Annotated in this window: 11 protein-coding genes; 7 read left to right on the top strand and 4 right to left on the bottom strand. The window is 38.8% G+C overall.

Annotated elements, in window-relative coordinates:
* Positions 1-27 precede the first annotated feature (27 nt).
* Complete coding sequence (locus ACZ9EE_RS05530) at positions 28-909, bottom strand: AraC family transcriptional regulator (protein WP_476025664.1); 882 nt, start codon at positions 907-909, stop codon at positions 28-30.
* A 159-nt stretch (positions 910-1,068) separates the two neighbouring features.
* Positions 1,069-1,782 carry a winged helix-turn-helix domain-containing protein gene (locus tag ACZ9EE_RS05525; protein WP_476025663.1) on the bottom strand — a complete coding sequence of 238 codons (714 nt, stop codon included), beginning with the start codon at positions 1,780-1,782 and terminating at the stop codon, positions 1,069-1,071.
* A 240-nt stretch (positions 1,783-2,022) separates the two neighbouring features.
* On the opposite strand from ACZ9EE_RS05525, the gene ACZ9EE_RS05520 reads away from it, so the two are divergent.
* The 3 genes from ACZ9EE_RS05520 to ACZ9EE_RS05510 all read left to right on the top strand — a co-directional run bounded on the left by ACZ9EE_RS05520 (position 2,023) and on the right by ACZ9EE_RS05510 (position 5,380).
* On the top strand, positions 2,023-3,957 hold the full coding sequence (locus ACZ9EE_RS05520) for a PhoX family protein (RefSeq protein WP_476025662.1): 1,935 nt from the start codon (positions 2,023-2,025) through the stop codon (positions 3,955-3,957).
* Positions 3,958-4,056: 99 nt separating this feature from the next.
* Entirely contained in the window at positions 4,057-4,269 is a 213-nt protein-coding gene (locus ACZ9EE_RS05515; protein ID WP_476025661.1) for a hypothetical protein, read from the top strand.
* On the top strand, positions 4,250-5,380 hold the full coding sequence (locus tag ACZ9EE_RS05510) for a multicopper oxidase family protein (RefSeq protein WP_476025660.1): 1,131 nt from the start codon (positions 4,250-4,252) through the stop codon (positions 5,378-5,380). Before ACZ9EE_RS05515 ends, ACZ9EE_RS05510 begins: the two co-directional genes overlap by 20 nt.
* Before the next feature lie 147 nt (positions 5,381-5,527).
* On the opposite strand, the gene ACZ9EE_RS05505 is transcribed toward ACZ9EE_RS05510, so the two are convergent.
* Positions 5,528-5,710, bottom strand: a complete 183-nt coding sequence (locus ACZ9EE_RS05505; protein ID WP_476025659.1) for a hypothetical protein — start codon at positions 5,708-5,710, stop codon at positions 5,528-5,530.
* Positions 5,711-5,981: 271 nt separating this feature from the next.
* Here ACZ9EE_RS05505 and ACZ9EE_RS05500 point away from each other — a divergent pair, with 271 nt between their 5' ends.
* The 3 genes from ACZ9EE_RS05500 (at position 5,982) to ACZ9EE_RS05490 (ending at position 13,138) form a co-directional block, all read left to right on the top strand.
* Positions 5,982-8,735: a bifunctional YncE family protein/alkaline phosphatase family protein gene (locus tag ACZ9EE_RS05500; protein WP_476025658.1), complete on the top strand. Its 2,754-nt coding sequence runs from the start codon at positions 5,982-5,984 to the stop codon at positions 8,733-8,735.
* 127 nt (positions 8,736-8,862) lie between these two features.
* Entirely contained in the window at positions 8,863-11,949 is a 3,087-nt protein-coding gene (locus ACZ9EE_RS05495) for an efflux RND transporter permease subunit (protein WP_476025657.1), read from the top strand.
* Positions 11,950-12,208: 259 nt separating this feature from the next.
* Complete coding sequence (locus ACZ9EE_RS05490) at positions 12,209-13,138, top strand: phosphate ABC transporter substrate-binding protein (RefSeq protein ID WP_476025656.1); 930 nt, start codon at positions 12,209-12,211, stop codon at positions 13,136-13,138.
* Positions 13,139-13,202: 64 nt separating this feature from the next.
* Here the strand turns inward: ACZ9EE_RS05490 and ACZ9EE_RS05485 are convergent, their stop codons facing one another.
* The gene (locus ACZ9EE_RS05485) at positions 13,203-13,940 is read right to left on the bottom strand and encodes an IclR family transcriptional regulator (RefSeq protein WP_476025655.1); all 738 of its coding nucleotides are present in this window, start codon (positions 13,938-13,940) and stop codon (positions 13,203-13,205) included.
* Between the two features lie 173 nt (positions 13,941-14,113).
* On the opposite strand from ACZ9EE_RS05485, the gene ACZ9EE_RS05480 reads away from it, so the two are divergent.
* Positions 14,114-14,968 carry a dimethylarginine dimethylaminohydrolase family protein gene (locus ACZ9EE_RS05480; RefSeq protein WP_476025654.1) on the top strand — a complete coding sequence of 285 codons (855 nt, stop codon included), beginning with the start codon at positions 14,114-14,116 and terminating at the stop codon, positions 14,966-14,968.
* Positions 14,969-14,974 lie beyond the last annotated feature (6 nt).

The following is a 14,974-nucleotide window of genomic DNA, read 5'->3' as shown; positions in this document are numbered from 1 at the left end:
TAACTAAGGAAACAAAATAAGGATGGTTTATCTATTGATTAAGCCACCCTTTTTCATCAATGCTGAAGGGGATGTTTTTTGGTCATCACTAAACTGAGTAGGGGATACCCCTGCTATTTTTTTGAATATCCGGCTGAAGTATAGTTCATCCTCATATCCGACACTTTGACTGACTTCTTTAATCCGTATATCTGAATGGGCAAGCAGTTCTTTTGCTCGGTCAATACGCAGATGGGTCAAATATTCAATCGGGCTGTAACCCACATTCTTTTTAAACAGTCTAGAGTAGTGACTCTTACTTAAGCCAGCCAACTTTGCTAAGTCTGTTAAGGTTATCACCTGATTATAATGATTTCCCATGTAACCGATCGTTTCCTCAATTACTCGATTTGTATCCCCAGGTATAGTTTGAGAATGAAAGTCATGGATAAAGGAGAGTAATAATTCCTGGAAAAGGATCTTTTGTTTAAAGGCTATGGTTACACCTCTTCGTTTTGATAGAGAATTGATTTCTTCTAATAAAAGGATAACTTCTGCACTATTTTTAATGCTATAAACTCCGTGTAATGGAAAGGTGATTTCCTGTGGGAGTTTAAAATACCATTGTTCTTTCTTCTCAAATGCCACGGCAGGAGTAAAACGAATAAAATAAAATTCAAGCGGATCAGATGGGGAAGTTTTTTTGTCACAAATCATCCCTGGCGTAAAAACGACGAGCTTTCCTGGCACAAGTGAACTATTCTTCCCGTTAATCACGATTTCCCCAGTTCCTTTTGTAATAAACCAAAGGGAATGGTAGAGAGGTTTTTTCCCCTTTTTAGACCAATTAGGTGGACAAGTTTTATAACCGGCTAACAATAACGAAAAAGTCATCTCATTTAGTTTTGATACTAGGCAGCCTAATTCCATAAAATAGAATCTCATCCTTTACTGATAGATTGCTAATTTAGGTTAATTATATGCAAAAATAGCAAAACTATAACTTGTTCGTTTGTCATGATCATCAAAAGCCAAAGTTAATCTCAAACTTAAACCGAGGCAATGACGGAAGGCAGCCTTTTTTTGTCATTAACACTTTGGCTCTTCCAATTTATAACCAATTCCTCGAAATGTTTTAATATAAACCGGCCTTTTCGTCTCCTCTTTTAACTTTTCTCTTAATCGAGAAATATGAACATCCACAATTCTCGTGTCGCTAGAAAAATCATTTTTCCACACAGTGTTGAGCAATTCATCACGACTTTGAACTCTACCCCTATTTTTCGCTAAATAAAGCAGTAATTCAAATTCCTTCAAAGTTAATTCTATGTGGTTTCCTTTGAAATGGGCTTCAAATTTCTGGGGGAAAATCACTAATTCTCCGATTTCTATTTGTGCCTCTTCCATGGGAGTGTCATATACAGCTTCTATTTGAATCTGAGCTCTTCTAAGAATAGCCTTAACTCTTGCGATCACCTCTCTCGGACTGAATGGTTTCACCATATAATCATCAGCACCTAACTCAAGACCGATTATTTTATCAAGTTCGTCGTTTTTAGCTGAGAGCATTAAAATAGGAGTCATTATCTTTTTTTGTCGAAGTTGCTTACATACCTCCATTCCATCTAATTTTGGGAGCATTATATCTAATAGAATAACATCTGGTGCTTCTGTTTCAGCTAGTCTTTTCCCCTCTTCACCATCCAAGGCTGTTATGATTTCAAATCCTGCACGGCTCAAGTTAAACTGCAGCAAAGTTATTATGGATGGTTCATCATCGATTACTAGTATTTTACGTTTCATAAAATCCCCCGTTATTCTAATAGGATGACAATCTTCAATTCTGATTATTTTTCCCCTTTGTTAGGCTTGGTCTCTTTAATGATAATTTTAGCTTTTGTTTTTTACAATTTAATCTAAAGAAACTTTACAAGGAATTAACCTAACTTTACGAACCCTTAACAATCTGGAAACCCCAGGTTAATAATTTTTTTATTTAATAGATACGAGAATAAAATATTTCTAATTACTAGGGGGAGAACAATGGGAATACATACTTTTAGTAAAAAAGCGACTACTATCGCACTAGGACTAGCTTTAACGATTCCAGCATTAACACCAGCTGCAGCGGCAGGCAATGGTCATGTTACGATTGATTCCGTTAAGTTTAATGGGATGGAAGCACCAAAAACAATTGATAAAATGGTTCAAACCTATACGAACGCATCTATGGATGTAAAGTATAGTAATGGTGAAGTGAAGAATTTCCCACTTTCTTACAAGCGGCTATTTAAATCTGAAGATAAAGTAGCTATGAACAAAGGAAAGTTGATTCCTGCAGGTACACCAATTGATGTAAATGGTGACCCCATCATGGATACAAGTGTGGAAGGAAACCCTACCTACTATGTTTCAGATGCACCCGATTCCAATAGTTTATTGAATCCAATCCATGGACAACAATATATGGTCACCCATTATGAATACCAGACAATTGATGCTGCAGGAAAATCAGCATATGGTATTGTTCCAGCGTCAATGTCATTATCCAAACTAGAACAAGATAAGGAAACTGGGGAATTAACACCAAAATCAGTTAAGAAAATTGATTTTTCTAGCGTAAATGGACTTTGGATACCATGTAACGGATCTCTTTCACCATGGAATACCCACTTAGGTTCTGAAGAGTATGAGCCAGATGCTCGCAGTTTTGAATTACCAGCTTCCTCTACCAGAACTCAAGTAGAAAGCTTTGCTAAACTTTATTTTGGAGACAAGTCAAAGGCCAATCCATATTTTTATGGATTCATTCCTGAAATTAAAGTAGATAAACATGGAGAAGCCTCTGTTGCAAAACATTATAGTATTGGCCGTTTTTCTCACGAATTAATGAAGATGATGCCTGATCAACGTACAGCATTCTTTGGAGACGACGGTTCCTATACAACGATGTTTATGTATATAGCGGATAAAGCAAAGGATCTTACCGCTGGTACACTATATGCAGCGAAATTCCACCAAACAGGTACTAAAAATGGCGGAGCTGGTAATTTAGAATGGATCAAACTTGGCCATTCTACCGATAAGGAAGTTAAAAAAATTATCGACAGTGGCATAACGTTCAGCGATATTTTTGAAACTTCTGATGTTCCAAAAGAAGGCTTCAAAGCTATCAAGCAATATTCATATGGAAAAACAGAATACTTAAAGCTTAAGCCTGGCATGGAAAAGGCAGCAGCATTTTTAGAGTCCCGCCGTTATGCAGCACTGCTTGGGGCAACATCTGAGTTTAACAAAATGGAAGGTGTGACCCTAAACGAAAAGGATAAAAAAGTTTACATTGCGATTTCCGATCAAAGTAATGGTATGGTCGAAAGTGCTGCCGATCCAGTCGATGATATGAAACTGCCCAAAATTAAATCAGGTGTTACGTATCAATTAGATTTAACTGATGGTCAAAAAGATTCCTCAGGTCAAAAGATTAATAGTAAATATGTTGCCGCTAGCATGTCTGGTTTAATCGCTGGCGAAGATATGCCATCTGCGGATGCTTATGGAAATAAAGCGAATGTGAATAAAGTGGCTAATACAGATAACTTGAGCTATTCGGAAGCATTAAGAACCTTATTCATTGGTGAGGACAGCAGAATGCATACCAACAACTTTGTATGGGCTTATAATGTAGACACGAAGGAATTGACAAGAATTTTATCTGTCCCAGCTGGAGCAGAATCAACAGGTTTATTTGCAGCAGATAATCGTAATGGATTCTCTTACATCATGAGCAATTTCCAGCACCCAGGGGATGAGTTAGAAGGTAAGAAGATTACAGCAGTCGATAAAACTGAATTAGAACAAGCGATGGAGAAAGAAATTGGAATTGATCGTACTGGTGGAGTAGGATATATTTCCGGGTTACCTTCTCTAGAAGACATGCAAAATACTAATAGAGATGTAAAAAGTGATTTAAATAAATAAACATATTTTACAGGTAAACTCCGGTAATCAATGGTTACCGGAGTTTATGATTGAATGGCATGTAATTTCCGATATTTACCAACATCAAGGAGTGTTTACATGAAGAAACGATCTATGATTATGTTTTTATCTTTATTTTGCTGTCTTGCGGCAATCGCCTTTTTTATTTTAGAGGGGAAATTAAAGGCCGCCTCCGTCCAAACAACTAAAGGGGAAACAAAGGTGTTTCATATATATGCAGCAGATATGGAACAGGAAGTTTCTCAAGGAACAACCCTTTTTTCCTGGGGGTTTGGGCTTATGGGATCCTAAGAAAAATGCTCCTGCTACTCCTCCTAGTGTTCCTGGCCCAGAAATCCGTGTGAAAGAAGGGGATCACGTTAAGGTCGTGTTCCATAATCAACAAAAAGAAATGCATACGATTCATTTTCATGGGGTTGACAACAGTTTTGCTGGCGATGGGACACCTGATATGAGTCAACATCCAACCATGAAGGGAGAAACATTTACCTACGAATTTGATGCAAAACATGCCGGTACCTATTATTATCACTGTCATGTGGAACCGGACAGGCATCCAGAAATGGGCTTATATGGAGCTTTTATTGTGGAGCCTAAACAACCAAAATTTAAGACAGATGGAGAGTTTACACTTCTCCTTGCAGAAAGAGATCCGCTATTAAGCCTGTCTGAGGGAACCGAAGCTAATCAGTATGTTGGTACAGCTGCTGAGCATCTTCACTTAGAGGGTGATTATGATACAACCGAACGAAAAGCTAAGTACTATATGATTAATGGTAAAGTAGCTCCGGAAATACCCCCTCTTCATGTTAAAGAAGGAGGAACCTATTTGATCAGGTTAATAAATGCTGGTTCTGAAGTTCATACCTTTCACACCCATGGACATCATTTTAAAGTGGTTGCTTCTGACGGTAGGGATATCTCAAACCCAATGACCAAGGATTCGATTACAATCGGACCAGGCGAAAAGTATGACCTATTGCTGAAAGCGGACAATCCTGGTATTTGGCCGATTCATTGCCATATGGGGCCGCATGATAGACATGGCATGCACATGATGATGGTATACGATCAGTACCATGACAAAATGAACCATGGAAATATGAATCCAGTCAGCGATGTAAGACACCATTTTGCATTGTTGAAACAATATCAATTTGAAAAAAACTATGAGACAATGAAACCAGAGATAAAGGATATTATCCAAGGTATACAAGAATTTTATAGTGTTTCATCCGATGATCACTTTGAAGAGTGGACAGCCCTTGACAACGCAGCTTCCACTGTAAGTAAGCAATTAAATAGCTCACCAAATCCTGAAGCTTTAAAGAATTCAATTAATGATCTTGAACAAAAGATTAATACCATGGATCAAGCGCTACAAGCTGGGGATCCAAGCTAATCATTTACTGAAAATTATAGGTATCGAAAAGAGTCTGAGTGATATACTCAGGTTCTTTTGTTTTATTCGCAGTCCATTAACTAGAGTTTAAAGGACAAAAAAAATAACCTTAACACTAAAAGGTTAGTTTCTTACAATTTAAAGCCATTAATGAATTTGTTTAATACCAGATAAATGGATGGAATGCAGTACTTTTTTTTCATCTATTAATGAAACCAGTTGGTCTTTGAGATTTAAGTGACGAACCCGCCCTTTAAGGGTCCTTAAAACTCCATTTTTATTATACTCAACCGTAATCAGTCCACCCTGAGCTAACTTTTTCAAGAACATTCTATTACCTCCTTTTTTGTAGTAATCCATTACATAATCAAATTATACGGTAAGTATTTTAAGAGAAGATGAAGCAAGTGTTAAAGAATTATTAATTATAACCATGTAAAGGTTACTTAAATACTATAATAGTTGATTCACGTAAAAGAACTAGATATAAAGTTGTGGATAAATAGTCAGAATTTTATTTATTTATCTTTTACACTGCCTCAACTTTTCCTTAATAAAAGAATTGTATTCTATTACTGTAGTAAAGAAAGGGATGGTATGGATGTTAAAGAAGCTTAGAAAAAAGAAAAAGCTGCTTGCTGGACTTACTTTATGTACTGTGTTAATGGGGTCAGCAGGAGTTTACGCTGCAAATGATGGAGCATTTGGAAGTAATTTAGTTGGGACACAAGCGGATGGTTCCGTACAAACACCTGTTAATCAATTGATTACACCGGCAGGAAAGCAAATTGAATTTGGCGGAAACCCGATTTCAGTTGCTGTTAATCCAAAGGGAAAAACGGCGGTAACCATCGTCGGCCGTAACAATTACGGCGGCAAGGGAATCAATGTCGTCGATCTTGCAACAGGAAAATTAACATTAAAAGATTTCGATTTAGGCCTTTCCACTATGTGGGGATTAACCTATTCGAAGGACGGAAATCAGCTATTTGCAACAGGCTCTAAGGGAGGAAAAGGTAAAGTGGTGGTTATGTCTGTAGGAACAGATGGAACACCAACTATTCAAAAGACTTATACTTTACCAAATGCAGCTGTAGGTGGAAATATCAATCCGCTTGATCTAACGGTAGGACCACAAGGCCAGCTTTTAGTAGCTCTTAACCGTGATAACAGCCTAGGTGTGATCGATCCGCAAACAGGCGCATTAACAGCCAAAATTGTAGTGGAAAATGCCCCAACAAGTGTTTTAGTTGATGGTAACACAGCTTATGTTACAAACCAAGGCGGACGGGTAGCGAAAGCAGGGGATACAACCGTTGACTCTTCTGGAACTCAAGTAGTCGTCGATCCTAAGACAGGTGCGACGTCAACAGGAACAGTATCAGTTATTGATCTGACAACAAACAAGGTTACAAAGACAATTGAAGTTGGCGTACAGCCTGAACGTATGGCACAATCCGGTCAATACATATTTGTAACAAATACTAACAGTGACACGGTTTCTGTCATTGACACAAAGACGAATACTGTTGCTCAAACTATTGACATTAAACCGTACCCAAATGCGCATAAAGGTTCTGCACCAAACGCTGTTAAGGTAGTAGACAATAAGCTAATGGTCAGCCTTGGCCGTGATAACGCCATTGCTGTATATGACTGGCAAGGACCTGATAAAACTCCAGAATTACAAGGTCTTTTACCAACTGCCTGGTTCCCGGTAGATATTGCAGTGGACGCTGAAAATAAAAATCTAGTAGTTGCAAATGCGGATGGTATTGGTTCACAAGGACCAGCACGGGATTTAACGATTCAAGGAATTAAGGTTTCTGGCCACTCTTCTTATGCGCAAATGGGATCTCTTTCATTAATCCCATTCCCTTCGGCTGAGGATCTAGCTAGGGGAACAAAACAGGTTTACGCTGATAATAACTGGTATGGCTTAAAGGATCTAAACGCTAAACCGCGTAATAATAAGAAACCAGTTGCAATGCCTGGGCGTGTGGGTGAGCCATCAACTATTAAACATGTATTCTATATTATCAAGGAAAACCGGACCTATGACCAAGTACTGGGTGATCTAGGAAAGGGTAATGGAGAAGTAGGATTAACACAGTTCCCTAAAGCTGTAACTCCTAACATTCATAAACTTGCTACTACCTTCCCGCTTCTTGATAATATGTATACCTCTGGTATCCAGTCAGCGAGCGGACATCAATGGGTTATGCAAGGAACGAACACAGACTATGAGGATAAAGAAACTGATACAGCAAATGTTAAAAGCTATCCTGGTGGTGCCGGGGACCCAATGGCATATGCTCCTACAGGACATTTATGGGATCAAGCTGCTAAACATAATGTATCAGTCGAAAACTTCGGGGAAGATACAACCGGGTTCACAGGTTCAGCACCATTTGGCACTTGGACTGATTGGTATAACGATTACTTAATCCTTTCTGGCCAAAAGCAAGGTAATCTACATGTACCAATCGGAAACTATTCGGCCACATACGATATTCCATCGCTTGGACCTATCACGTATAAGCCGTTCCCAACGTTTGATACGAATATACCTGACCAATATCGATTTGAGATCTTCAAGCAGCGGTTTGAAGAACATGTCAAAAATAATGATTTACCAGCATTAAACACTATGTGGGTGATGGATGACCACACTGCAGGAAATGCTACAGGTTCTCCAACACCACAAGCAATGGTGGCAGACAATGATTTGGCTATTGGTAAAATCGTTGACCTGATTTCACACAGCCCGTATTGGAAAGATTCTGTTATTTTTATAACCGAAGATGATGCACAGAATGGGTTAGATCACGTGGACGGCCATCGTGAGCCTGCACATGTCATCAGTCCTTGGGTAAAGAAAGGTATTATTGACAGTCACTACTGGACTGTCATCAACATGGTACGCAGTATTGAGCAAATTCTTGGTCTTCCTGCCATGAACCAAAACGATGCAGCGGCAGAGCCAATGAGCGAACTCTTTACAAATAATCCTGACTTTACTCCATACAATTTTGAACCAAACCAAATCCCGCTTGACACCTTAAATGGCCAGCCGGGTTCTAATACTGCTGCCCTTGCCAACACAGAGCAAGTGACACCAGAGACAAAGGAACTTTCTAAAAAGTGGACAGAATGGTCTAACAAAAATAAGGACAAGTTTACTGGTAGACATGCTTCACCTGATGAAGTCAACGCCAACATGCTGAATCATGCTGTTTGGTATTCAACAGAAGGCTTTGATAAACCATATCCAGGTGATAAAAAGGTTCATACACCAGATGAGGTAGAACAGCAGCCGGAAAGCTTTGCCCCAAATCCTGCTGAGAATGACTAATCGTTAACTATGGTGGTCAGTCAATAAACAACAATAGCTATCCATAAGGGTAGCTATTGTTGTTAAACCAGGTACCAATTACATAAAAGAGGGGAGAATTTGGGCTATCATTGCCCAAATAAATCATATGAAACGATTAATAAATGAAACGATGAAACGTTCGATTCTCATTATCACTTTAATTGTTCTTATACTTATGTGGGGTGGAATGTCGGCTCAACAAATACAGCGCGATTACCTGCCGGAAATTAATAATGCAACTCTCACAATCACTGTTCGTGCCGATCATTATCAAGCCGATCAAATAAAAGCGAAAATTACTGAACCGATTGGTCAGGCACTCCGGGTAGTGGACGGCTTACAAGATGTTGAAACCAACTCATTCAATGGGGGGGCTTTGATCAGTCTGAACTTTCCCATGAATTATGATATGAAGCAAGCGGAGGAACAGGTTGCAAAAGCATTAGCGGATATCAAATTGCCGACCGGTATTGAAAAGCCGCTAGTAACCCGTCTTAGTACTCATTCCATGCCGATTATAAGAATGAGTCTGAACAGTTCGTCTCAAAATATAACAGAAAACATGCTCCGAACCACTATTCAAGAAGATTTCGTCAATCGATTGAAAACAGTCCCAGGCGTTAAAGATGTACGCGTATCCGGTGGGGGAATAGCCGGTTATGCAGTTAACTTGCGGATGGCAGATTTAAAAAAAGCGGGTTTAACAGTAGATGACGTAAAACAATCGCTCGAAGAAGACTATACGACTGGAATAGAGGGAAAAGTTTCTAACAACCAAGTATCCATTCCTGTCCAGGTCTCGGGCTGGGTATTAAATCAACAAGATTTGTTGCAGTTGCCTATTCATAACGGAGAGGGTATAACGGTTCCACTTTCTAAAGTGGCCGACATTTCAAATTCCATAGTCAACCTAGAGACTATATCAAGGACCAACGGAAAACCTAGTGTTCTAATCGATGTTTTGAAGACTCCATCCTCCAATATTACCGATGTATCTAATCGAGTCAAGGCGAAAATGAAGGATATTCCTTCTTTGAAATATAAGGATATAAATGCGTCAATTCTCTTTGATCAAGGAGATCAGGTCAATGCATCATTAAAAGGGTTAATAAAAGAGGGTTTATTAGGCTGCTTGTTTTCGATGATTTGTGTTTTCCTGTTTTTCCGTAAAGTCCGTTCCACCTTACTAATTGTCATTTCGCTGCCAATTTGTCTATTGGCTACAACTGGTTTATTAAAAACAATGGGAATCAGTCTCAATATTCTTACTGTTTCTGGCCTTATTGTCGCTATGGGGAGGGTAGTCGATGACTCAATCGTTATCCTTGATAATATGAACCGGAAAGTGAATAAAACACAGGGGAAAAACAGTGTTCAATCGCTAACAGGTGCTGTATGTGAAATGATTCCTGCGATTGTTTCATCAACAGCCACTACTGTAGCTGTCTACATTCCGATTGCACTTATAGGTGGTTTAGTAAGTTCAGCTTTTTCAGGTTTTGCATGGTCTGTGGTGATTGCTTTAATCATCTCACTATTTGTTTCCATTTTGGTTGTTCCAGCACTATATAATCTTTTTTGGAAGGGTAAACCTATCTCGAACGATGATAAATTAGAACCGGTTGCACATAAAATGCTTTCTTGGGTGTTTGCTCGTAAGAAAAAAGTGGTTTCCGTATTTATTGCTTTATTTTTATTATCGTCGGTGGGAGCCGCCTTCCTTCCCGTGAATTTTTTACCTACGTCAAATAACAAGGGACAAATCGCAGTACAAGTGGAACTTCCATCAAATACTTCATTAACGGAAGTAGACGCAGAAGTGAGAAGGTTGGAAGGATTGTTGGAAACAAATTCTAAAATCGACTCGTTTTCATCAGGACTTGGTTCATCATTTACTCCCCAATCGGATGATGTATTTGATGCAGGTGGTGGGTGGCTTCAGAAACCGAATATTGCCAATTTGTCCATATCGGTAAAGAGGGATACCGATGTAGATGCCTTTATCCTGAGTCTACAGAAACAATTAAATACATTGTCAAGTAAAGCTGTATACACGGTTTCGAATCAAAGCATCGCAGGCGACGATTCCCAGTTAAAGATCAATCTTACAGGGGCAGATAATCAGACTCTGGAAACAATGGCACAAACCATTAGAGCCAAGCTTAAGCTTGTTCCTGGACTATCCGTACAGGGGATTGCCGATGATGAAGATCATATACCCCAGTATCAGATTACATTAAACCGGAAGGCTATTGAACATTATGGCATTAAGCTAGATGATGTTTTAAATCGAATTCAGCAATTTACTGCTGATGGAACACAAGGGTTCATCTCTATTAATCAAAATACATTTCCAATTGTTATTCATACGGATAAACAAAATGGCAGTACAACGGATATTTTTACTTTAATGGGCGGGGAGACCTTCCTAACTAAACAAGGACAAAAAGTGACATTAGATCAACTTGCTACGTTAATACCTGTAGGTTCCGCGGTGATTCAAGAGAAGGATGGAAAACCGTATGCGGTGATTACAGCTAACATCATTTCACGTGATATTGGAAAAGTCACGAAACAAGTCAAAAGTACCCTTGGGAAAATTCCGTTGCCAGAGGGTATCGATTATTCTTTTGCAGGTGCCCCTGAGCAAGTATATGAAATGATCTATGAGATGGCGATAGCGTTATTCTTTTCCATTTTGCTTGTTCTACTAATTATTAGTATTGTATTCCGGGGATGGAGAGCACCTTTATCCGTATTAGTGTGCATTCCGTTAGCGTTTATCGGCTCTGTCATGGCAATGATGATTTTTAGGCTTGAATGGAATCTTGCAGCATTAGTAGGATTAATGATGTTAACGGGGATTGTGGTTACAAACGGGATTGTCCTTGTTGATAAGATTGAAAGAAACCTTAGTGAAGGTTTAGAACTAGATATAGCAATCCTGAGTGGAACGGCAACAAGAGTTAGACCTATCTTAATGACAGCCGTTACGACTATTTTAACAGTAATTCCGTTAGCTGTGTCAGGGAAAGGGGACGCTGTCATTTCCCAAACACTGGGGGTTGTGGTTGTTGGAGGTATGATCAGTTCTACGCTTATTTGCCTCTTGATCATCCCAATCGTTTTTAAATGGCTGAGTGGAAAAGTAAATCATTCTAATTTAAAACAGGAGCAAGGACTTTCAGCATAATAATTTATCCCATTTTGTACGAAGCATAAAAAGAGCGGAACTCAAAGTCTTTACGGAGGAGTTCCGCTCTTTCGCTCTTCCTTAATCAAAGTTATAAAAGATATTTTTTCCTAAAACTATCAAATTAACAAATGGAGAACTTTACAAAACCTTTACATGCAATTCAAACTGAATTAATACTTATGGTCTATATTAAATCTTGTAAGGAAAACAAATAGATTCATAAATTGATATGAATCACTAGGGGGAAATAAAGCAAATGAAACGTTTGAAAAAACTAAGTCTACTTACACTTTTCGCAGCAGTAATGGTTTTCATGGCTGCATGTGGAGGCGGAACATCTACAGACAAATCAGCAAGTAGCACCGAAAAGACAACAACTAAAACTGAGGAAAAGAAAGAACTTTCAGGTTCATTATCTATCTCTGGTTCATCGGCAATGCAGCCTTTAGTAGCAGCTGCGGCTGAAGAATTCATGGCGGCAAATCCAAAAGTTGATATACAAGTACAAGCTGGTGGATCTGGTACAGGCTTATCACAAGTTGCTGAAGGACCTGTTCAAATTGGTAACTCTGACGTATTTGCTGAAGAAAAAGATGGCATCCCTGCGGATCAGTTAGTAGATCATAAAGTAGCGGTTGTAGGTATGACTGCAGCTGTTAACCCTAAAGTTGGGATTAAAGATATTAAAAAAGACGATTTAATCAAAGTATTCACAGGAAAAATCACTAACTGGAAAGAACTAGGCGGAAAAGACCAAAAAATCGTTCTTGTAAACCGTCCTGACTCTTCAGGTACACGTGCCGTATTCAATAAGTTTGCTCTTGATGGTGCAACACCTGCAGAAGGTATTACGGAAGATTCCTCTAACACAGTTAAAAAGATTATTAATGAAACAGATGGAGCGATTGGTTACCTTGCATTCTCATACTTCACAGATGATTCTGTAACACCTCTTTCCATTGATGGTGTAAAACCAACTGCTGAAAATGTACAAACTGGTAAATTCCCTGTATGGGCGTATGAGCACTCCTATACAAAGGGGGAGGCTACTGATCTTGCTAAAGAATTCCTAGATTATATGATGTCAGATGATTTCCAAAGCAAACTATTACAAGATCAAGGATACCTTCCTGTAACAAAAATGGAAGTAGAACGTGATGCTAAAGGAAATCAATCAAATAAATAAAATTCAACGCCCTAAAAAAGGTAAATGCAGAAATGCATTTACCTTTTTTAATTTGTAAAGAGGGTTACCGCTTACTCCCAAGCTTCGCTGATATCCGTAAACCATATTGTATCACTTGTTCAATTAGATAACGCTGCCGTTCTTCTGATAAATTGAAGTTAACATAACCAATGCTGAGCGCTCCGATTAGTTCGTTCGAGTGATTAAAGATGGGGGCTGCAACCGAAGAGGTGCCTTTGGTTTTTTCCTCGTGGCTTTCCCCATAGCCTTGCATATGAATGGTCGCTAGCAGCTGTAAGAAGGATTCTGTATTATCTTCGGAAACTAATTGATTTACAATAGTTAAGGCTTCGTTCTTTGGCATATTAGCTAACATTACCTTATTGGCAGCACCGATATTCAGCGGGATTCGGATTCCCAGTTGATCATAAATTCGGATGGGGTTTTGCGGGCAGTCAATACGCTCCATTACTAATGACTCTAAGCCTATTGGTTTACTAAAGTAAACGCACTCTTCAACCTCATGCATTAATTTCTCCATTTCGGGACGAATCAGCCCGACAAAATCAAAGGTGTCATACATCTTTAAGCCATACTCCAACCATGTATTGCCCATTGAATAGAGTTTTAAATCCGGATCTTGCTGAACTAGTCCGTGTTTAATCATTGATTGCAATAGACGATGCATAGTACTGACAGGCAGGTCACATTCCTTAGATAAATCTGTTATAGAATACCATCTTTTTATCTCACTTTCATTTAGTACTTTAATTACTTGCATTGCACGGTCAATTGTTTGCATAAGGCCAACTCCTAGCGAGGATCTTTATTTCTTTTTTAAAGAAATAATCTGTAAATTCAAAATATATTGACATGCATCCTTACCTACTATAATATCATATTATAAATTTCCATTCTAAGAAAATGTTTTCCACTATGCGGAAAAAAGGAGGAGGGGTTGACCTGGTTTCTTCAATGTATAAAAAACTTAATAAAGTTATTATGAAACATCCAAAGGATGCGTTTATCAGTCAAGAACATTTAAATAATGCTTGGAAAAATTTCAATTACATCCATGAACCAGATTACATAAAGGCACATCAAGAATTTGAACAGTTCCTTGCAATTATGAAAGAACATGTAGCTGAAATAGAGTTTTTGCCCGCAGCACAAACAGTAGGACTAGATTCTCTTTATGCCCATGACCCTGTTAAATTCACCAAACAAGGAGCCATCATTTTAAAATCAGGGAAAAGGCTGCGTCAGCCGGAAGCACAAGCGTATAAACGATTTTTACTTGAAAAGAACATACCAATTCTAGGAGAACTTACTGGTGAAGCGGTGGCTGATGGAGGCGACCTAGTTTGGCTGGATGACCGTACGTTGTTAATTGGCCGAGGATATCGTACCAATGATGAAGCCATCCGCCAGATTGAAGAAATCACAAAAGATTTAGTGGATGAATGTATAATTGTTCAGTTGCCGCATCATCAAGGAGAAGAGGAATGTCTTCATCTTATGTCGTTCATCAGTATAGTAGATGAAAATCTAGCAGTGGTATATTCCAGGTTAATGCCTGTCTTCCTAAGACAGTTACTTATCAAAAGGGGCTTTGAATTAATAGAAGTACCCGATGAAGAATACGATCGGCTTGGCTGTAATGTACTTGCTTTAGCGCCAAGAGTATGTGTAATCGTCAGTGGAAACCCCTATACGAAGCAACAATTAATTGAGGCAGGGACAGTAGTACATGAATATGAAGGAAATGAAATCTCGTATTTAGGGACGGGCGGGCCGACATGTCTGACATGTCCGGTTGTTCGTGAATAAAAATAG

This window comes from Bacillus sp. URHA0034 (assembly GCF_056280405.1).
The sequence above is the reverse complement of the archived record's forward strand: the minus strand, read 5'-3'. Positions and strand labels throughout refer to the sequence as shown.